This window comes from Sulfitobacter sp. UBA4523, from assembly GCF_002388305.1.
Classification (GTDB): domain Bacteria; phylum Pseudomonadota; class Alphaproteobacteria; order Rhodobacterales; family Rhodobacteraceae; genus Sulfitobacter; species Sulfitobacter pontiacus.
Genome location: NZ_DGMH01000037.1, coordinates 45,568 through 64,289, shown reverse-complemented (window position 1 = coordinate 64,289; position 18,722 = coordinate 45,568). Strand labels below are relative to the sequence as shown.

Annotated in this window: 16 protein-coding genes and 1 tRNA gene; 4 read left to right on the top strand and 13 right to left on the bottom strand. The window is 62.1% G+C overall.

What is annotated here, in order from left to right; all coding sequences use genetic code 11:
- Positions 1-19 precede the first annotated feature (19 nt).
- The 4 genes from B3849_RS09470 to B3849_RS09455 all read right to left on the bottom strand — a co-directional run bounded on the left by B3849_RS09470 (position 20) and on the right by B3849_RS09455 (position 3,106).
- A complete protein-coding gene (locus B3849_RS09470; protein ID WP_278424667.1) occupies positions 20-1,081 on the bottom strand; it encodes a DUF6538 domain-containing protein in 1,062 nt (353 codons plus the stop codon).
- Between the two features lie 89 nt (positions 1,082-1,170).
- Positions 1,171-1,245, bottom strand: a tRNA-Gln gene (locus B3849_RS09465).
- Positions 1,246-1,539: 294 nt separating this feature from the next.
- The gene (locus B3849_RS09460; protein ID WP_278424668.1) at positions 1,540-2,529 is read right to left on the bottom strand and encodes an NADPH:quinone reductase; all 990 of its coding nucleotides are present in this window, start codon (positions 2,527-2,529) and stop codon (positions 1,540-1,542) included.
- A gap of 70 nt (positions 2,530-2,599) precedes the next feature.
- Complete coding sequence (locus B3849_RS09455; protein WP_005852039.1) at positions 2,600-3,106, bottom strand: SH3 domain-containing protein; 507 nt, start codon at positions 3,104-3,106, stop codon at positions 2,600-2,602.
- Positions 3,107-3,232: 126 nt separating this feature from the next.
- Between B3849_RS09455 and B3849_RS09450 the strand changes: the two genes are divergently transcribed.
- From B3849_RS09450 to B3849_RS09435, 4 genes are all read left to right on the top strand, one after another.
- Complete coding sequence (locus B3849_RS09450; RefSeq protein WP_278424669.1) at positions 3,233-4,219, top strand: 2-hydroxyacid dehydrogenase; 987 nt, start codon at positions 3,233-3,235, stop codon at positions 4,217-4,219.
- A gap of 81 nt (positions 4,220-4,300) precedes the next feature.
- Positions 4,301-6,109 carry a gamma-glutamyltransferase gene (gene ggt, locus B3849_RS09445; protein ID WP_278424671.1) on the top strand — a complete coding sequence of 603 codons (1,809 nt, stop codon included), beginning with the start codon at positions 4,301-4,303 and terminating at the stop codon, positions 6,107-6,109.
- Positions 6,110-6,139: 30 nt separating this feature from the next.
- The gene (locus tag B3849_RS09440) at positions 6,140-7,552 is read left to right on the top strand and encodes an FAD-binding oxidoreductase (protein WP_278424673.1); all 1,413 of its coding nucleotides are present in this window, start codon (positions 6,140-6,142) and stop codon (positions 7,550-7,552) included.
- A gap of 206 nt (positions 7,553-7,758) precedes the next feature.
- The gene (locus B3849_RS09435) at positions 7,759-10,251 is read left to right on the top strand and encodes a GcvT family protein (protein ID WP_278424674.1); all 2,493 of its coding nucleotides are present in this window, start codon (positions 7,759-7,761) and stop codon (positions 10,249-10,251) included.
- Positions 10,252-10,313: 62 nt separating this feature from the next.
- On the opposite strand, the gene B3849_RS09430 is transcribed toward B3849_RS09435, so the two are convergent.
- From B3849_RS09430 to B3849_RS09390, 9 genes are all read right to left on the bottom strand, one after another.
- Positions 10,314-11,096: a GH25 family lysozyme gene (locus B3849_RS09430; protein ID WP_132996994.1), complete on the bottom strand. Its 783-nt coding sequence runs from the start codon at positions 11,094-11,096 to the stop codon at positions 10,314-10,316.
- 4 nt (positions 11,097-11,100) lie between these two features.
- Positions 11,101-11,751 carry a DUF938 domain-containing protein gene (locus tag B3849_RS09425; RefSeq protein WP_278424675.1) on the bottom strand — a complete coding sequence of 217 codons (651 nt, stop codon included), beginning with the start codon at positions 11,749-11,751 and terminating at the stop codon, positions 11,101-11,103.
- Positions 11,748-12,833 (bottom strand): NAD(P)/FAD-dependent oxidoreductase, encoded by a 1,086-nt coding sequence (locus B3849_RS09420; RefSeq protein WP_278424676.1) that lies wholly within the window; start codon positions 12,831-12,833, stop codon positions 11,748-11,750. The genes B3849_RS09425 and B3849_RS09420 overlap by 4 nt, the downstream gene beginning before the upstream one ends.
- A gap of 104 nt (positions 12,834-12,937) precedes the next feature.
- Entirely contained in the window at positions 12,938-13,552 is a 615-nt protein-coding gene (locus B3849_RS09415) for a glutathione S-transferase family protein (protein ID WP_278375540.1), read from the bottom strand.
- Between the two features lie 87 nt (positions 13,553-13,639).
- Positions 13,640-15,025 (bottom strand): PepSY-associated TM helix domain-containing protein, encoded by a 1,386-nt coding sequence (locus B3849_RS09410; RefSeq protein WP_278424677.1) that lies wholly within the window; start codon positions 15,023-15,025, stop codon positions 13,640-13,642.
- Between the two features lie 68 nt (positions 15,026-15,093).
- A complete protein-coding gene (locus B3849_RS09405; protein ID WP_037943639.1) occupies positions 15,094-15,459 on the bottom strand; it encodes a hypothetical protein in 366 nt (121 codons plus the stop codon).
- Positions 15,460-15,591: 132 nt separating this feature from the next.
- Positions 15,592-16,665 carry a BMP family ABC transporter substrate-binding protein gene (locus B3849_RS09400; protein ID WP_278424678.1) on the bottom strand — a complete coding sequence of 358 codons (1,074 nt, stop codon included), beginning with the start codon at positions 16,663-16,665 and terminating at the stop codon, positions 15,592-15,594.
- A 52-nt stretch (positions 16,666-16,717) separates the two neighbouring features.
- Positions 16,718-17,638 carry an ABC transporter permease gene (locus B3849_RS09395; protein ID WP_074635361.1) on the bottom strand — a complete coding sequence of 307 codons (921 nt, stop codon included), beginning with the start codon at positions 17,636-17,638 and terminating at the stop codon, positions 16,718-16,720.
- A complete protein-coding gene (locus B3849_RS09390; RefSeq protein WP_278424680.1) occupies positions 17,638-18,720 on the bottom strand; it encodes an ABC transporter permease in 1,083 nt (360 codons plus the stop codon). Before B3849_RS09390 ends, B3849_RS09395 begins: the two co-directional genes overlap by 1 nt.
- Positions 18,721-18,722 lie beyond the last annotated feature (2 nt).

Genomic DNA, 18,722 nt, shown 5'->3' with positions numbered 1-18,722 from the left:
CCGACAAACTCGGAGCGATTCAAAGCGTATTGATGGTCACGCGCGGAACAAGACGATCCGCCAATAGCGCTCGCTTTTCGGCATCTGAAATGCCTTCAATCGATCGAATTTCTTCTAAGCAAAGCAGATCTTCTGCATCGGCTTTCGAAATTTCTTCTGCCTTGGTTACAGTTTTTCCGGCCTGCCCATGGCGGTTCCTGCCATGGCTCCTGCCTTGAGTTCTTGGCAACCTCGAAGCCCATCCCAGAAATTCCTTCTGTTTTTCCTTCGTCAATATTGAGATGGGACTGTTACCAAAGAATTCTTCCAGAAGTCGGTGAACCCCTGCCGTAATCCGCTTCATGTCTTTTGATGGGTAAAGCTCATCGGTTTTGGCCTTTGCTTCGGTCAAGAGGATAGGAGCCTTAATGAAAGCATCGAAATCCGCGACGCCATGGCCTGCCAAAAGGTCTCGACTGGCTGTTCGCACGTCATCGCCTTCATCCATAGCGATTTTTACATCGTTAAGACTTCGCTTTAGCGTAATTGCACGTTGACCCAGATCGTTAGGGATGGGCTCTTGGAGACTTACGGAAACCAGAGCACTGGCCTCTTTCAGAAGATCCAGTACGTCTCCCCATTCCTTTTTGCGGGCTGCTCGCCGCAAGCGTTGGTTTTCTGCCTCAAGCGCTGCAAGCCTTTGATCAATATCTGCATCAGATACCTGATCCGCCTGTCTTTCTTCAGCGACCATCTTGATCAGTTCGCCACGCATTGCCTCCAACAGTATCGCTTTAAACGTATCGGGGCAGAATTTTTGTTCGGTCAGTGCGTCCACGAAGTCTATCTCCTTTTTCTCGTAGACCGTGAGCAGCCTGGCGGCACGCTTCACGGCGTCGAGCGGGAGGTGGGTTCGCAATGAAAGACAGATAAATTGGTTTGAACCGAATTTTGATATGCCTGCTGGCAAACGTTTACGGAAATAGAACATCCGGCCTCTACGCATCAGGTAGGGGCCGGCTCGATATTTAGGTTTTTGTCGGTGGTTTCCGCGGGCTGAAACGCGATGCTGCTGGGCATAGCGCGCAAGGCCATGTGTCACACTCTGTGTTACAGTCTCAGAATGCTGTGACACACATGGCGTGCCAGACTTGGTTAAGTCTTTGTTATTTCGAGTGTGAGAAAGAAAGTTGGCTGGGATGGTAGGATTCGAACCTACGGTACACTGTACCAAAAACAGTTGCCTTACCACTTGGCTACATCCCAACGTGTGGGCGTAATTAGTCCGGAGTGCGGGGGGGTGCAATACCTTTCTGGAGAAAAAGTGGGGAGAATCTCGGAATTTATTCTTGAGCCGTGTTTGGGGCAGAGCAGGCTGTGTTCTATTGGGGAGGATCAGCGGGGTCGCTCGGCCGCAGGGGGCCTATTGCGGCTGTATGTCTTGCTGTTGATATCCTGCATCCGAGCGAACACGTGATCGCGCGAAAGGGGGGACGTGGGGGCGCACCGCCGCCGTCCCCCTCGCTTCAAGGGTGCAATATATGTCGCGTGCGAGGGTTGTCAGCCTTCGCAGTTGATCAAGATCGCGCCGGCGCGGGCACCGGCTTCGACGGCTTCATGGGCTTTGACCGTGTCTGACAGCGCGAATGTCTGCTCGACCGGGCAGTGCAGCGCCCCTTCAGCCAAGGCTTGATGGGTTTTCTTGATCGCGAGGGTACGTTCGGCCTCGGTCAGCAGGTAGACGAGGATGATGTCGATGGTGACCGCCTTAAAGAGCAGGGGCAGGAAGGGGAGCGTCGGCTCCATCACCTTGGCAGAGCCATAGGCCGCGAGGCGCCCGTTGGGTTTGATCACCTCTGCATCCAGCGCGATATTGGCCCCGAATTCGACCTCGATGATCTGGTCGACGGGGGCACCACCGTTGGCATCAAGCACCTGTTGCGCCAGATCGGAGGCGCTATAGTCCAGCACGACCTGTGCGCCTGCGGATTTTGCGCGCTCGGCCCCGTTGGCTCCGGTGGTGGCGATAACGCGCGCCCCTGCCCAGGCGGCGAATTGCACGGCGAGATAGCCGACGGTGCCCGCGCCCCCCTGGATCAGCAGCGTTTGCCCCGCGACATCACCGCCGTTGAACACGGCGTGGGCCGCGGTCAGCCCGGGGATGCCAAGGCTGGCGGCAGTGTCAAAGCTCACGTCATCGGGCAGCGGGACGGCCTGCGCTTGCGGCAGGGCGATATGGGTCGCGGCAGTGCCGAAGGGGCGCTGCCATTGCCCGTTCCAGATCCAGACGCGTTGGCCCACGCGGGCGTGGTCCACACCGTCGCCCACGGCCTCGATCACGCCGGCACCATCGCTATGCGGGATCACAGTCTCGAAGGGCGGATGGGTCATGCCGGGGCGCCCGCGGCGGGATTTCACATCGGAGGGGTTCACCCCCGACACCGCCAGCCGCACCAGCACCTCGCCCGCAGCGGGGGTAGGGGTTGGCATCTCGGTCAGGGTCAGCACGTCGCGTGCTTCGCCAAGGGTGGAATAGGTGACTGCGCGCATGAGAGCTCCTGATCATGGGGACGGTGTTGTGTCACCTAAGCCCAAGACCGTGGCATGTGCAATTGCGCGGTCAGTCGCGTAGCTCTTTCGGGCCCACGCCCCAGAGCCGCGCTTTGGGGGCCCAGCCTTTATAGCCGCCGACCCTCAGGAAACACCATTCAAGGTCGCAGGCTCCGAGCCGCGCGATCACGCCCAGTTCAAGCTCTGCTTCGACGGGGGCTTTGGGGTCGGGGCGGACAAGCAGCTGCAGACGGTCCTGTTCGACCAGAACGGTGCGCGTGCCCGACAAAAGCGAATAATGCACCCAGCCGCCCATACCGTCGCGGTCTTCGACGCGGCGCCAATGGCCATGCTCTGCCGTGATGCGCAGGGGCAGGTCGCGATGTTTGAAAACCCAATCGATCCGGTGCGTCAGCGATGGCCCGCGCCGCACGTTCCCCTCGCTCGCTTTCATGGACACGAAACGGGGCACCGGCAGGTTGGTCACCTGGCCGACCTCTTGCGCGAAAACCGGGGTGGTGCACAGGTGAACGGCTGCAAGGGCGCCCAAAAGGACGGAACGTAACATCGGTTTCATGACTGCCTGTCTGGTCTGTTGCCGTTGATTTAATGCAGTTTTGCCCTGCGAGGTTCTTGTGCCTCGTCTCTGCTTGGGACACCATGCCACCAAGCACAGTGCAAAGCCATATTTGGGAGGCCCACAATGTCAAAGCAACCGCTAAGTGTTGTAGTCACGCGACGGTTGCCGGAAGTCGTCGAAAAGCGATTGACGGAACTGTTTCATGTGACGTTGCGCGCGGATGACACGCCGATGACCCGCTCTGAACTGGGCGAGGCGATGAAAACTGCGGATATCCTGGTGCCCACCGTGACCGATGAAATCGACGCGGCACTGATCGGGCAGGCGGGGGACCGGCTGAAACTGATCGCGAACTACGGGGCGGGGGTCGATCATATTGACGTGATGACAGCGCGGCAGCGCGGGATTCTGGTGTCCAATACGCCCGGTGTGCTGACGGAAGACACCGCCGATATGACCATGGCGCTGATTCTCGCGGTCACACGGCGCATGTCCGAAGGCATGGCGCAGATGCAAAAAGGCGATTGGCAGGGCTGGGCCCCGACTGCGCTGCTTGGCGGGCGCGTCAGCGGTCGCCGTTTGGGTATTCTGGGGATGGGCCGCATTGGTCAGGCCGTCGCACGGCGCGCGGCTGCCTTTGGCATGCAGGTCCACTACCACAACCGCCGCCGTCTGCGCCCCGAGATCGAAGAGAGCCTTGGCGCGACTTATTGGGAAAGCCTTGACCAGATGGTGGCCCGCATGGACGTGATGAGCCTCAACTGCCCGCACACCCCCAGCACCTTCCATCTGATGAACGCTCGCCGCCTGAAGCTGATGAAGCCCGACGCGGTGATCGTAAACACCTCCCGGGGGGAGGTGATCGACGAAAACGCCCTGACGCGGATGCTGCGCGCGGGCGAACTGCAAGGTGCAGGGCTGGACGTGTATGAACATGGCACCGACATCAACCCGCGCTTGCGCGAGCTGACCAATGTCGTGCTCTTGCCGCATATGGGGTCTGCGACGCTCGAAGGGCGGGTAGAGATGGGCGAGAAGGTCATCATCAACATCAAGACCTTCGAAGACGGGCACCGTCCGCCGGATCAGGTCGTGCCCTCGATGCTTTAGGCGCAGCGCCGGTGCGGTTCAATTTGCGCTGGCGCTAAAAACAAGTAGGTTGACCCCGAGCACCGGAACGGGGAGGGGACCATGCTTGCACATCACATCGTGAAACACATCGGGCGGACCTGCGCAGCCATCGCCATAGGCGGTTTTGTAAGCGGGGCCGCTTTCGCGCAACAGGCCGCCGATAGTGTCGCGCCCGAAGGGGCCAGCCAAGGCAGCTTTACCGGCATGTCGCCGCAGATCACCGCCGCCTTCGAGGCTAAGGATTCGGGCAAACCCGTCATCGCCCAGAACTGGATGGTCGCCGCCGCCAACCCTCATGCGGTTCAGGCGGGGGCGGATGTGCTGGCACGGGGCGGCACCGCTGCCGATGCGCTGGTCGCCGTCCAAGCGATGCTGGGGCTGGTTGAGCCGCAAAGCTCTGGCCTGGGCGGCGGGGCGTTTCTGGTCTGGTATGACGCCGCATCGGGCAGGCTGACCACGCTGGACGGGCGCGAAACCGCGCCGCTGGCGGTCACGCCGCAATTGTTTCAGGACGATCAGGGGGTCCCGTTGGGGTTCTTTGACGCCGTCGTTGGCGGGCGGTCGGTCGGTACGCCGGGCACCCCTGCGTTGATGGCCGCAGCGCATGAGAAATGGGGCAACCAGCCCTGGGCCGAGCTGCTGGGCCCCTCTGTCGCATTGGCCGAGAAGGGCTTTGCCGTGTCCCCACGTCTTGCGGGGCTGGTGGCTGATGACGCAGAACGGCTGGCAACCTCCGCGACAACCGCAGATTACTTCATGCCGAACGGCACGCCGGTTCAGGCAGGCGATACGCTCAAGAACCCTGACTATGCCCGCACGGTTGCAGCGCTGGCGGAACGCGGGGCCGATGCCTTTTATACCGGTGACATTGCGCGCGACATCGTGGGGGCTGTCCAAGGGGCCAACAACCCCGGTGTGCTGTCAGAGGTCGATCTGTCGATCTATCGGGTCAAGGAACGCGACGCCCTTTGCGCGCCCTATCACGGGCATGAGGTCTGCGGCATGGGGCCGCCGTCCTCTGGTGCGCTGGCCGTTGGGCAAATACTGGGGCTGTTGGAAAACGCGGACCTGAGCGCCGGACCGGCGGACGCGGATGTGCTGCGGCTGATCGGCGATGCCTCGCGGCTCGCCTTTGCGGATCGGGGGCGCTATGTGGCTGATACCGATTATGTGCCGGTGCCGGTGACCGGTATGCTCGACCCATCCTATCTGGCGGAGCGCGCCAAGCTGTTGCAGGGCGACGATGCGCTGCCCGAAGTGACCGCAGGCGCGCCCGCTTTCGACCATGCCCTGAACTTTGCCGATGATATCTCTATCGAGCTGCCGTCGACCTCGCATGTTTCGATCGTGGACAGCATGGGCAATGTCGCAAGCATGACCACCACCATCGAAAACGGCTTTGGGAGCCGACTGATGGTGCGCGGGTTTTTGTTGAACAACGAGCTGACGGATTTCTCTTTCCGGTCGCATACCGATGGTGTGCCGATTGCCAATCGGGTCGAGCCGGGAAAACGCCCGCGCTCGTCGATGGCTCCGACGATTGTGATGAAGGATGGCGCGCCGGTTCTGGCCGTGGGCAGCCCCGGTGGCAGCCGCATCATCGGCTATGTCGCGGGCTCCATCATCGCGCATCTGGATTGGGGAATGGATGTGCAACAGGCCGCCGCACTGCCCCATGCGATCAACCGGTTCGGCCCCTACGACCTTGAGGAAGGCACCGACGCCGCCGCGATGGCCGATGCGCTGATGGGGCTTGGCTATGAGGTGAACACCCGCGCGCTGACCTCGGGGTTGCATATGATTTCGATTGGCGATGACCTGCGCGGCGGGGCTGACCCGCGCCGCGAAGGCATCGCCCTTGGCGAGTGATCGCCCATTCTGAACCAAAGGAAAGACCATATGGCACAGGCCACCGACATGCCCCGCAACGAGACCGGTATCGACACCGCTTTGGGTATCCTCAAGCAGCAATTCGGCGAACGCTTCCAGATGGGCGACGCGATCCGCGAACAGCACGGGCATACGACGACCTGGATCAGAAATCAGGCCCCCGATGCAGTGGTTTTTGCCCGCTCGACCGATGATGTCGCGGCTGTGGTCAAGGTCTGCGCCGCGCATAAGGTGCCGGTCATCGCCTTCGGCACCGGCACTTCGCTTGAAGGGCATGTGAATGCGCCCGCGGGGGGCGTGTCGATTGACGTCACGCAGATGGACGCGGTGGTCGAGGTCAACGCCGGCGATCTGGATTGCCGCGTGCAACCCGGCGTCACCCGCGAGGCGCTGAACACCCATTTGCGGGATCAGGGGCTGTTCTTTCCCATTGATCCCGGGGCCAATGCCTCGCTTGGCGGGATGACGGCGACGCGGGCCTCGGGCACCAATGCGGTGCGCTATGGCACGATGAAGGACAACGTGCTGGCGGTCGAGGCGGTGATGGCCGATGGCACGGTGATCCGCACCGGGGCACGGGCGCGCAAATCATCCGCCGGATACGATCTGACGCGTCTGATGGTGGGCTCTGAAGGGACATTGGGCGTGATCACCGAAATCACGTTGAAGCTACAAGGCATCCCCGAGGCGATCAGCTCTGCCCGCTGTTCCTTCCCCTCGGTCGAGGCGGCCTGTGAAACCGTGCAAAGCGTGATCCAATACGGGCTGCCCGTCGCACGGATAGAGCTGCTGGACGCGATGGTCGTGCGCGCGGTGAATGGCTATGCCAAACTGTCGCTGCCCGAAACGCCGATGTTGCTGCTGGAGTTTCATGGCTCTGACGCCGGTGTGGTCGAACAGACCGAGACATTCGCAGCGCTTGCCGATGAAAACGGTGGCACCGACTATCAGGCGACCACCACGATGGAGGAACGCAACAAGCTGTGGCAAGCGCGCCATGATGCCTATTGGGCGATGCTGGCCCTGCGCCCCGGCTGCAAGGCGGTGGCGACCGACGTTTGTGTGCCGATCTCAAGGCTGGCCGAAGCGGTCGGCCGCGCGAACGCCAAAGCGGCGGAGCTGGACCTGATCGCGCCCATCGTCGGCCACGCAGGCGATGGCAATTTCCACGCCTCGCTGCTGCTGGATATGGACGACGCGGATGAAGTCGCCCGCGCCGAAGACTTCATTAGCTGGCTCAACGAGCTCGCGATCTCGATGGAGGGGACATGCACGGGGGAGCATGGCATCGGACAGGGCAAACGCCCCTATCTGGTCAAGGAACTGGGAGCGGCCGTGGGCGTCATGGGCGCGATCAAACAGGCGCTCGACCCCGATAACATTATGAACCCGGGCAAGATTCTTCCCGAATCCCTGGCGTAGTCGGGGCGGCGCGGGCGGTATATCGATCCCTGCCACGGGCAGGGATGCGATGCCTCCGGCGGGGATTTTTAACCATTTGGAAGCGGCCTGCGCGCGAGTTTTTCGACGTTGGTCGTATTTGTGCTGTCTTTGGTCGGCTGGGTTCTGCGTTTTGCGCGGGGGCTGCTAAATGTCGCTAAGACCTATTCTGGCGGAGCATTGGATTCATGAAAACTCAAGTCAAAGCACTGGTTGTGGGCGGCGGTGCCGTTGGCACGTCGATTGCCTATCATCTGGCCCGCGCCGGATGGGACGATGTGATGTTGCTTGAGCGGGACGAGCTGACCTCGGGGTCTACATGGCATGCGGCAGGGTTGCTGCCCTATTTCAACATGTCCTATGCGACGACCCACATCCACGACTATTCAATCAAGTTCTACAAGACGCTTGAGGAAGAGACCGGCCTGAATGCGGGCTTTGCCGTGGTGGGGAACCTGCGCATGGCGCAGACGGACGAGCGCATGGACGAATACATGCTCTATGCCTCGACCGCCGAGACCTGCGGCGTGCCCTATACTTTCATGACGCCGGACGAGATCAAGGCGAAATGGCCGCTGATCAAGACCGACGATCTGAAAGGCGCGCTGTACCACCAGACGGACGGCTACATTAACCCCGCCGATGTCACCATGGCGATGGCCAAGGGCGCGCGGCAGCGGGGGGTGGCGATCGAGCGCAAGTGGCAGGCGGATGCCTTTCACTGGAATGGCGCGGCATGGGAGGTTACCATCACCAAAATGGTCGAGAAGGGCGGGAACCTTGTCCCTTCGGACGAGCAGGTCGTGATCACCGCCGAACATGTCGTCACCGCCAGCGGCAACCACGCGCAGCGCACCGCCAAGATGCTGGGCATCAAGATGCCCGCCATTCCGGTCGAACATACGTTTATCGTGATGGATCAGGATCCCGAGCTGGTCAAATGGCGCGCCGACGGCAATCCGGAGCATCCGGTCGTGCGGGACGCCGACAATGAATCCTACGCCCGCGAAGAGCGGGGCGGCTGGATTTTGGGCATCTACGAGCGCGGCGCGCCTGCGCGGTTCGAATATGGGGTGCCGGACAGCTTCCGGGCCGATCTTTTCCCGCTGGATCTGGACCGGATCGCGGATCAGTATATGGCGATGGCTGACCGCGTACCGTCTTGTGCGGACTCCGGCCTCAAGGACGATTTCAACGGGCCGATCTGCTATACGCCCGACGGCAACCCGCTGGTTGGTCCGGCACCCGGCCTGCGCAATATGTGGCTGGCCGAAGGGTTCTCTTTCGGGATCACGGCTGCGGGGGGCACGGGCTACTACCTTGCGCAGATGATGGTCGAGGGCGAGGCCGAGATCGACATGGCGTCGCTGGACCCCAAACGCTATGGCGACTGGATGACCACCGAATATGCCGCGCGCAAGAACGAAGAGGCCTATGAGCACGTCTATATCCTGCACCACCCGGATGAGGAGCGCCCCGCGTGTCGGCCCTTGCGCACCTCGCCTGCCTACGACCGTCAGGCCGCCCGTGGCGCACAGTTCGGCCATGTGAACGGGTGGGAACGCCCGAACTACTTTGCGCCGCTGGGGTTCAATGACCACGACAGCCGGTCCTTCCGGCGCGGCGGCTGGTGGCAGCATGCGGTCGATGAGGCCAAGGCGATCCGCGAGGGCGTGGGCCTGATCGATGCGACCGCCTTTACCAAACATCTGGTCAAGGGGCCGGGGGCCACTGCCTTTCTGGATTGGTTCACCTGCAACAAGCTGCCTTCCGTCGGGCGCATCAACCTGACCTATGCGCTGACGATCAACGGCACCACGCGCACCGAATATACCATCGTGCGGCTCGCTCAGGATGAATACTACCTTGTGTCCGCCGGGGCCTGGACGGCCTATGACAGTGATTTCCTGCGCAAGGCCATCGCCGATAAAGCGCCTGAATTCGGGTATATCGAATGTCATGACGTGACCACGCAATGGGGTGTCTTTGCCATCGCGGGCCCCAAATCGCGCGATGTCCTGAAAGAGGTCATCAAGGACGCGGACCCCGAGACGGTGCTGAGCAACAAGCGCTTCCCCTGGTTGACCATGCGCAATATCGAGCTGGGGATGGTCCCCGTCCGCGCCATCCGCGTCGCCTATACCGGAGAGCTCGGCTGGGAACTGCACCACCCGATCGAGATGCAGAACCACCTGTTCGATCTGCTGGAGAAGGCGGGCGAGAAACACGAGATGAAACTGGTCGGCGCGCGGGCACAGAACTGGCTGCGGCAAGAGAAATCCTACCGCGCTTTCGGCAATGAACTGGGCCGCGATGCCACCCCGCTAGAGGCCGATCTGCCGCGCTTTGTCGACCTGTCCAAGGACTTCCACGGCAAGGACGCAATGCAAGCCCATGGCATTCGCAGCAAATGTGTGACCTTGCTGATCGACGGGCCCGACGACGCCGACCCTTGGGGCCGCGAAGTGCTGTATCACGGCGACACCCGCGTTGGCCGCCTGACCTCGGGCGGGTATTCGGTGGCCTTCGGGAAATCCATCGGCATGGGCTACGTCAAACCCGACATCGCGGTGGTTGGCACAAAGCTGAAGGTCAAGATGTTCGACCAGCTATGGGATGCCGAAGTTGTGGAGGACAGCCCCTACGACCCGAAAAACGCAACGATCCGTGTGGATGGGTGACGCAGACATTTACTCTGAAGCATACAGAGCCCCGCCAAGCACATGTTTGGCGGGGCTTTTTCCTACCGCACCTGACGCCGCGAAAGCCAGTTGTCCCAGCTGCTGGGGCTACCGGCATAGACGTTGATGTCGATGTCGCCGGCGGCTCCGGGGACGCGGCCGGTGCTGGTGTATTGCCAGAAGGTCCAGCGCTCGTCGGGGTATTTCTCGGACGGGTGGGCGGCGGTGGAGCGGAGCCAGAATTCAACACCGCGCAGACGCCCCATGTCATTCTGTGCATAGAACTCCGGCGTGGTGTAGACGACGGGCTGCTGCCCGTAATGCGCGCGCAGGATGCTTAGAAAGGTCTGCGCGTTGCGGCGGACGGTATCGGCGGGCGGGCGCAGGGTGCAGGTGGGGGAAAAGGGGTTCCACTCCAGATCCAGCACGGGGGGCAGCATGCCCGGCGCTTTGGGCACGTTTTCGATGAACCAGCGGGCCTGTTTCTCGGGCGTCGTGCAGAAATAATAGAAGTGATAGGCCCCGCGGGCGACACCGGCGCGGCCAGCACCGTCCCAGTGGTTCTGGAACATCGGGTCCAGCAGATCGCCGCCTTCGGTGGCTTTGATGAAGGCGAAGTTCACGCCGGAGACGCGGGCCTCGCCCCAGTTCAGGGGCTGCTGGAAGCGCGCCACATCAATGCCGTGCACCGCATAGCGGTCGGGGCTTTGGCCGGGCCAGTCGAACGGCTTGCGGTCGCCGAAATTGGCCGCCGTCACATCCCCCACAGGGACAGAGAGTTGCGGCGCACCACAGGCCGAAAGGACAAGGGCAGAGAGGAGGGCAAGGACGCGCAGTCGGGGCATAGGGTCACGGCTTTCGTGCGATAAAGGCCAGATTATTGGCGGGCATGTCGATCCTGTCGATCGGGCTCAGTGCAGCATCGCTGAGCCAACGCGTGATGTCGACCGTATCCTTGTACCCGATCGCAGGATCGGCGGTGCGCAGCTCGGCGTCGAATTTCGCATCTCCGTCGGAGGTGAGCACACCCTCGCGGCGGAACGGACCATAGAGGATCAACGTGCCACCGGGGGCGAGCGCAAGCGCGGCTTCGGTGATGAGCATCTGTGTGGCCTCTGTCGGGATCAGATGTAGCAGGTTGGCGAGGAAGATCAGGTCTTGCGGTGGCAATGGCTTGTGCCAACCCGCCGCTGTTGCATCCAGCGGGGCGGCGGGGGCGACGTTGGTCAGCCCGGCCTCGGCGATATAGGCGTCGATGCTGGCGCGGCGGTCGGGGGCGGGCTCGGTCGGCTGCCAGTGCAAATCGGGTAGGGCGCGGGCGAAGGCGGCAATATGTTGCCCCGTCCCGCTGGCAATCTCGAGCGCGCGACCTTTTTGCGGCCCGTGGTCACGCAGCAGGTCACACAGGGCGTCTTTGTTCCGGTCGGCGGCGGGGGCGTGCAGCATGGCACCGCGGGTGGGCAGAGCGACGCTGGCGCTTGGGGGAAGCTTGGCTGTCATGCGCGCAGCCTATCGGGGCGCAGTGCCTCGACCACCGGATCGGGCAGCGAGGGGGCGTTGCCGAGGGTCAGATCAGCCACCAGTTGCGAGGCGGCGGCGCTGGTCTGGAAACCGTAGCCGCCTTGTCCCGCGCTCCAGATGAAGTCGGGCTGGGCGGGATCGGGGCCCAGCACCAACGTGCGGTCCACGGCAAAGCTGCGCAGCCCCGCCCATGTCGCGATGGGTTTCGTCAGCGGCACGGCGACCATGTTCTGATACCGCTCCAGCCCTTCGGCCAGTACCATGTCGTCGGCCCATGCGTCCTGCGGTTCGGTTGCGTCCTCATCGGCGGGCGAGATCAGCAGCGCACCTGCGTCGGGCTTGGCGTACCATGTTTCGCCCACGCCAAAGAACATCGGCCAGCGCGACAGGTCATGCCCGCCCGGTGCCGCGATCCGCGCCATGGACCGGCGGTAGGGGGTGATGCCGATGGGGGGCACACCGGCCAGAATGGCAATCTGGTCGGCCCAAGCCCCGGCGGCGTTGACCAGTTTTGCGGCGTGATAGATATGCGGGCCTGCGGTGACCTTCCACGTATTGCCCGTGCGGGTGATGGATGTGACGGGATGCCCGGTTTCAATCCGTCCGCCATTGCCGCGTAGCTCTTTGGCGAAATCCTGCAGCAGACGGTCGGTATCAATATCATGGGCGTCAGCGTGGTAGCCGGCAAAGGCGATGCGCTCGGCGGCCAGGATCGGCACAAGGCGCAGCGCATCATCGGGGGAGATCTGTTCGACCCCCATATGGGCGAGATCGCTGTGAAACGCCTCTTCCTCGTGGCGGTCGGCGATGATCATCAGGCCGCGCGGGGACAGGTAGCCGCCGTCGCGCAGGTAGCCGACGGTGGCCTTGTTCAGCGCCTGCACAGAGGGCGCACCGTAATTCTCTTCGATCAGCGCGGCCGACCGGCCAGAGGCGTGATAGCCAAGCGCTTTTTCCCCTTCGATCACCGTGACTTTTGCATCACCAGACAGGCGCGCCGCGGCCGAGATGCCCGCGATGCCGCCGCCGATGACAAGGATATCGGATGTGCTTTCTGTCATAGGTACCCCCTGTCCCTTGCACTGGTTTCGCGCAGGCCTGTCCCGCCGGCCCCACGTTCCGTGCTTATGGGTGACATGGGCCGGTGGGACGTGCAACCGCGCGGTTAGGCATCGGTTTTGCCGCGCGCGGTGGCGCGACCATAGGCGGGGCGCGCGTGGATCATCTCGACAAAGCCAGCGAGTGCGGGATAATCCTTGGCGCGGCCCTGCTGCATCGCGATCTCTGCCGGAAAGCTGAGCATGATATCCGCCGCCGACAATGTATCCTGCACAAAATGCCCCGAGGCCCGCACGCGGCTGTTCATGTAGCTGTAGTGGTTGTCCAGTTCAGACGCGATGCGCGGATGCAGCGGCGCACCGGCGTCGCCCAAACGGCTGACATAGAGGTTCAGCAGGATCGGCGTCATCGCGGACCCTTCGGCGAAATGCATCAGTTCAAGGTGCTGCAAATAGGCGGCGCTGTCACGATCGGGGATCATCTGCGGCGCGAAACGGCTGCAAAGCACCTCGGTGATGGCCGCGCTCTCGGCGATCAGCGTGCCGTCGATCTCGACCATGGGGGATTTGCCCAAGGGGTGCACGAGCTTTAGCTCGGGCGGGGCGAGGTTGGTCTTGGCATCGCGGGTATAGGGAATGACATCATAAGGCGCGCCGATTTCTTCGAGCAGCCACAAAATGCGATGAGAGCGGGACCGGTTAAGGTGGTGGATTTTGATCATGACGCTGATGATAGCGTGTTGCAGCCGGATGGGTAGTGGGCATGCATCCCCCGCGCCGTATTTGACAAGCGGCGCGGGGGCTTCAGGTCAGGTCAGACGGTGGCGCAGCGCGGGTAGGCGCGACAGGATCAACACATCGACCGCCAGCACGCTCAGCAGCACGGCCCCGGCCATGGGAAAGGCCATCGACACGAACAGCCCGACCAGCACGGCCCCCTGCCACAACGGCAGCTCTGACGGCATGGGCGGGGCGGAGAGGCGGCCAGCGGCGGTAGGGCGACGCTTCCACCAAAGCACCAGCGCACTGACGCAGAGGAACAGCACCGACAGGCAGACCAGCGTATTGGCCAGCACGCTCAGCAGCCCCAAGGTGCCCATGTGCAGCGCAATTCCCACTGCCATGGCTTTGCCCGCAAGCGAATAATCGGCATAGCGCACATCGGCGAGGATATTGCCGCTGTGCTGGTCGATATGCACGGTGCGGTCCGACATCGGGTCGGTGCTGTCGGTGTTCATGGAATCGCGGCTCAGCGTCCAGACGCCGGTATCGTTCTGCGGCAGGTTCATCTGATAGCGCGCGTCAAAGCCGATCTCGCGCGCCAATGCATCGATGCTGTCAATCGTGACGGCCCCTGCAACCCCCGCAGCCCCAGCCGCGCTGCCAGAGGCAGGCATCGGCGTCTGTTCCAGCGCCCAAGGCACCTCGCGGCGGTGGTGGTTCATGCTGGCGTGGATGTCGTCCGATAGGGGCACGGCATCCCATTTCTCGGCGGGGAACTGGCTCCAGGCTTGCACCATCTTGCCGCCCCAGATGCCCGCCCAGGACAGGCCCGAGATCAGGAACAGCACCAGAAAGGCCGATACCCAGATGCCCACAACACCATGCAGCGATTTCCACATCGCACGGCCCTTGGTGAAACGTGGCACCAGCGTTCCGCGCCAGCCTGCACCACGCGGCCACCACATATAAAGCCCCGTGGCAATCAGCACCAAGGCGATCGAGGCCGCGGCTTCTATCATGCGATCACCGGTCACCCCCAGCATCAGATCACTGTGGATGCCATCCGCGAAATCGTACCAGCCGGACCGACGCGGAAAGCTCTCGATCACCTTGGCCGTATAGGGATCAACCGCAACCATCACCGCATCCCCATCGTGGTCCACGCGGAACAGGGCCGCCAGATCAGGCGCGCGGGGGGCCACATATTGCACCAGCGTGCCGCCGGGCACGGCCTCGACCGCGGCTTGCGACTGTGCCGAGACCGACAGAACGGTTTCCTGCACGGTCACCGGGGTAAATTCACCGTCGCGCCCGTCAATCCAGGCGATCCACAGCATCGCCATGCCGGTTATGGCGAGAACCGACAGAAAGGGCAGCACGAACAGCCCCGCATAGAAATGCCAGCGCCATGCAGCAAAGTAGAGTTTGTTCACGCCGCCGTCGGGCTGCGTGGTTTGGGTGGGGGGCGTCATATGAGGGCTCCAAGCCTAAGGGCCTGCATCATCGGCAGGCGGAAAGAATGAACAGTTGGGATAGATGTTCAGACTTGGGGCGGGGCGCGGGTCAGCCGGCTGGGGTCAGGCTTGCGCGTGTGCAGCAGCCGTTTCGCCACAAAGCGCAGGGTCTGCGTTTTCTCAAGCACGGGAACGGGCAGGCCGGTGACCGCTTCGGGCAGCGCCATGGCACCGATCAGACGACAGGTCTTACAATCGGCCATAGTGCCTGAGTGCGGGCTATCACCAGTGCCACAGAGGTCCGCCAGCGCGCCGCCATTGGCAACATAGGCTTGCAGCTCGGGCGACAGGTCTACGGGCGCGAAACGATGCGCAAACCCCGATGTCGCAAGCGACAGCAGCACCAGAACGGTGGCAAGCAGCTGGCAGGGGAAGGCGGGCAGAAAGCGCATGTACCTTCTGTAGGCAGCTTGGTCGCCCCGCACCAGATGCGTTTTGTCGCAAGACGGGGCACCGCGGTGATTTCGCAACAAAAAAGGCCCCGCGGATGCGAGGCCTTTGATCGTGTCAGGTCAGTGTCCGGCTTAGTTCGGAATGTCGCCCTTGATGCCTTCGACATAGAAGTTCATGCCCGCCAGCGTGCCGTCATCGGCTGTTTCGCCTTCCGCCAGGAAATCGGAACCGTCCTGCTTTTTCAGCGGGCCGGTGAACGGGTGGTAGGACCCATCCGCGATCGATGCTTTCAGCGCCAGCGCTTCTTCTTTCACGTCAGCAGGCACGGCGTCCGTAATCTCGCCGATACCAACCATGCCGGCACCGATGCCGTCCCATGTGTCTTTGCTTTCCCATGTGCCATCCATGACCGCTTTGGTGCGGGTGATGTAATAGGGGGCCCAATCGTCAATGATCGACGAGACGCGCGGCTTGGGCGCGTATTGCGCCATGTCGGACGCCTGACCAAAGGTGATCACGTCGCCCGCTTCTTGCGCCGCCGCCTGAGGTGCTGTGGAATCGGTGTGCTGCAGGACAACATCCGCACCCTGTTCGATCAGAACCTTGGCGGCGTCTGCTTCTTTGGCGGGGTCAAACCATGTGTAGGCCCAGACGATCTTGAACTCGACATCGGGGTTCACCTTCTTGGCGTGAATATAGGCCGAGTTGATGCCCCGGATCACTTCGGGGATCGGGAAGGACCCGATATAGCCGATGATGTTCGATTTGGTCATCTTGCCCGCGATGTGACCCTGAATGGCGCGACCTTCGTAGAAACGCGCGGAATAGGTCGACACGTTGTCGGCACGCTTGTAGCCGGTGGCGTGTTCGAATTTCACATCCGGGAATTTGCCCGCGACGTTGATGGTCGGGTCCATATAGCCAAATGACGTGGTAAAGATCAGGTCCGCACCGTCCAGCGCCATCTGCGTCATCACACGCTCGGAATCGGGGCCCTCGGCCACGTTTTCAACAAAGACGGTTTCGACAGCGTCGCCGAATTCTTTCTCGACCGCGAGACGGCCCTGGTTATGTTCATAAGTCCAGCCGCCATCGCCGACGGGGCCAACAAAGACAAAACCGACTTTGGTCTTGTCTTGGGCATATGCGCCGCCCGCCAGCCCAAGCGCCAGTGCCGCGCTGGCCATAAGTGTGGTGAATTTCATATCGTAGTCCCCTGAGTAACGCGCCTTTTATCCGGCGCTTGAAGATAGGCCCCTAGTGAGAGGCGTGGAAAGTGCGGCCCAGCGATGCCGGAGCAGCGCTTTTATCCGCGGAAAGGATCACCAGCACAAGGATGGTGATGATGTAGGGCGACATTGCCAGATACTCGACCGGAATGGCAACGCCCGCGCCTTGCAGATTCAGCTGAAGCTGCGTGATACCGCCAAAAAGATAGGCACCCAGCAACAGCCGCCAGGGCTTCCAGCTGGCAAAAACCACCAGCGCAAGGGCGATCCAGCCCACACCGGCGGTCATGCCTTCCGTCCATTGGGGCACACGGATCAGGCTTATGTAGGCCCCGCCCAGACCGGCACAGGCCCCGCCGAACATGATCGCCAGCGTGCGGATGCGCACCACTTTGTAGCCAAGGGCGTGGGCCGCCTCGTGGCTTTCGCCGACAGCGCGCAGGATCAGCCCCATGCGGGTGAATTTCAGCACTGCCCAAACGGCGACGACCAGCGCAAAGCCCAAGTACAAAATGATATCATGGGAAAAGAAGATCGGCCCGATGACGGGGATGTCATGCAGCGGGCCAAAGTTCACATCCGGCAGGCGCGGTGGTTTGATCCCGACATAGCTTTGCCCCAGCAACGCCGAAAACCCCAGCCCGAACAGCGTCAGCGCCAAGCCCGATGCGACCTGATTGGCCAATGTGATCTGGGTCAGGAAGGCGAACAGCAGGCTCAGCAACGCGCCCCCCACGGCCGCGGCGGCAAAGCCCAACAGGGGCGATCCGGTCTCAACGGCGGTCGCAAAACCGCAGATCGCGCCGATGATCATCATCCCTTCGACCCCAAGGTTCAGCACGCCGGATTTCTCGACCACCAACTCGCCCAAAGCGGCAAAGATCAGCGGCGTCGCCGCCACCAGAAAGCCCGCGACAAAGAGCACCGGATTGATTGCAGACAGATCCATTACGCGACCTCCGTCCGGCCAAGGCGCAGCCGGTAATGGGTGAAAAGATCAAAGGCGAGCAGGAAGAACAGCAACATCCCCTGAAACACCTGAATGGCAGCGGCAGGCAATCCCAACTGGCTTTGCGCGATGTCACCCCCGATATAGGTCAGCGCCATCAGACCACCGGCCAGCAGGATACCCACCGGATGCAACCGCCCCAGAAAGGCGACGATGATTGCGGTGAACCCGTAACCCACGTTGAAATCGATGGTGATCTGCCCCGCTGGGCCCGCGACCTCAAACATCCCTGCCAGACCAGCCAGTAAACCCGACATGCCCATGCAAAACAACACAAGCCGCGTCGGGTTCACGCCGGAAAACCGCGCCGCCCGCGGTGCCTCGCCGGTCACGCGGATGGCAAAGCCGAACCGGTGCCGCGCCAATAAGACATAGGCAAAGATCACCGCGATCAGGGCGGCAACCACCCCCCAGTGCATTCCCGATCCCGCGATCAACTCGCCATTATGGGCCGAGGCATATTGCTGCAGGTTGCGGCTGCCCGGAAAGCCGAAGCCTTCGGGGTTTTTCAGCAACCCAAGGCTGACAGAGGCGAGGAACTGTTCCGCCACATAGACCAGCATCAATGACACGAGAATCTCGTTCGTCCCGAATTTGACCTTGAGCACGGCGGGGATCATGGCCCAGACCCATCCGCCAAGCGCGCCTGCAAGCACCATCACCGGAAAGATAAAAACACTTTCTGCGGGGTAGAAGGCCAGACCTGCACCGGCACCGCAAATGGCCCCCATGATGTACTGGCCCTCGGCCCCGATGTTCCAGATCCCCGCCTTGAACCCCAGCGACAGGCCAATGGCGATCAAGACCAGGGGTGCGCCTTTCACCAGCAGTTGCGGGCGATAGTAAAAGGCGAAATCGCCGAACAGCGGCTCCCAGAAAATCGTCATGATCGACGCGACAGGGTCTTTGCCAAGCACCGCGAACAGCGCGCCGCCAAAAACCATCGTGGCAATCACCGCCAGAACCGGCGTTGCATAGGAAAACGCCCGGCTGGCCTGCGGCCGTTTCTCAAGCCGCATCATGC

Excerpts from the sequence above, each read along its gene's own strand:
- B3849_RS09460 (WP_278424668.1), bottom strand. The coding sequence starts at position 2,529 with ATGCGCGCAGTCACCTATTCCACCCTTGGCGAAGCACGCGACGTGCTG.
- B3849_RS09455 (WP_005852039.1), bottom strand. The coding sequence starts at position 3,106 with ATGAAACCGATGTTACGTTCCGTCCTTTTGGGCGCCCTTGCAGCCGTT.
- B3849_RS09450 (WP_278424669.1), top strand. The coding sequence starts at position 3,233 with ATGTCAAAGCAACCGCTAAGTGTTGTAGTCACGCGACGGTTGCCGGAA.
- ggt (WP_278424671.1), top strand. The coding sequence starts at position 4,301 with ATGCTTGCACATCACATCGTGAAACACATCGGGCGGACCTGCGCAGCC.
- B3849_RS09440 (WP_278424673.1), top strand. The coding sequence starts at position 6,140 with ATGGCACAGGCCACCGACATGCCCCGCAACGAGACCGGTATCGACACC.
- B3849_RS09435 (WP_278424674.1), top strand. The coding sequence starts at position 7,759 with ATGAAAACTCAAGTCAAAGCACTGGTTGTGGGCGGCGGTGCCGTTGGC.
- B3849_RS09430 (WP_132996994.1), bottom strand. The coding sequence starts at position 11,096 with ATGCCCCGACTGCGCGTCCTTGCCCTCCTCTCTGCCCTTGTCCTTTCG.
- B3849_RS09425 (WP_278424675.1), bottom strand. The coding sequence starts at position 11,751 with ATGACAGCCAAGCTTCCCCCAAGCGCCAGCGTCGCTCTGCCCACCCGC.
- B3849_RS09420 (WP_278424676.1), bottom strand. The coding sequence starts at position 12,833 with ATGACAGAAAGCACATCCGATATCCTTGTCATCGGCGGCGGCATCGCG.
- B3849_RS09415 (WP_278375540.1), bottom strand. The coding sequence starts at position 13,552 with ATGATCAAAATCCACCACCTTAACCGGTCCCGCTCTCATCGCATTTTG.
- B3849_RS09410 (WP_278424677.1), bottom strand. The coding sequence starts at position 15,025 with ATGACGCCCCCCACCCAAACCACGCAGCCCGACGGCGGCGTGAACAAA.
- B3849_RS09405 (WP_037943639.1), bottom strand. The coding sequence starts at position 15,459 with ATGCGCTTTCTGCCCGCCTTCCCCTGCCAGCTGCTTGCCACCGTTCTG.
- B3849_RS09400 (WP_278424678.1), bottom strand. The coding sequence starts at position 16,665 with ATGAAATTCACCACACTTATGGCCAGCGCGGCACTGGCGCTTGGGCTG.
- B3849_RS09395 (WP_074635361.1), bottom strand. The coding sequence starts at position 17,638 with ATGGATCTGTCTGCAATCAATCCGGTGCTCTTTGTCGCGGGCTTTCTG.
- B3849_RS09390 (WP_278424680.1), bottom strand. The coding sequence starts at position 18,720 with ATGATGCGGCTTGAGAAACGGCCGCAGGCCAGCCGGGCGTTTTCCTAT.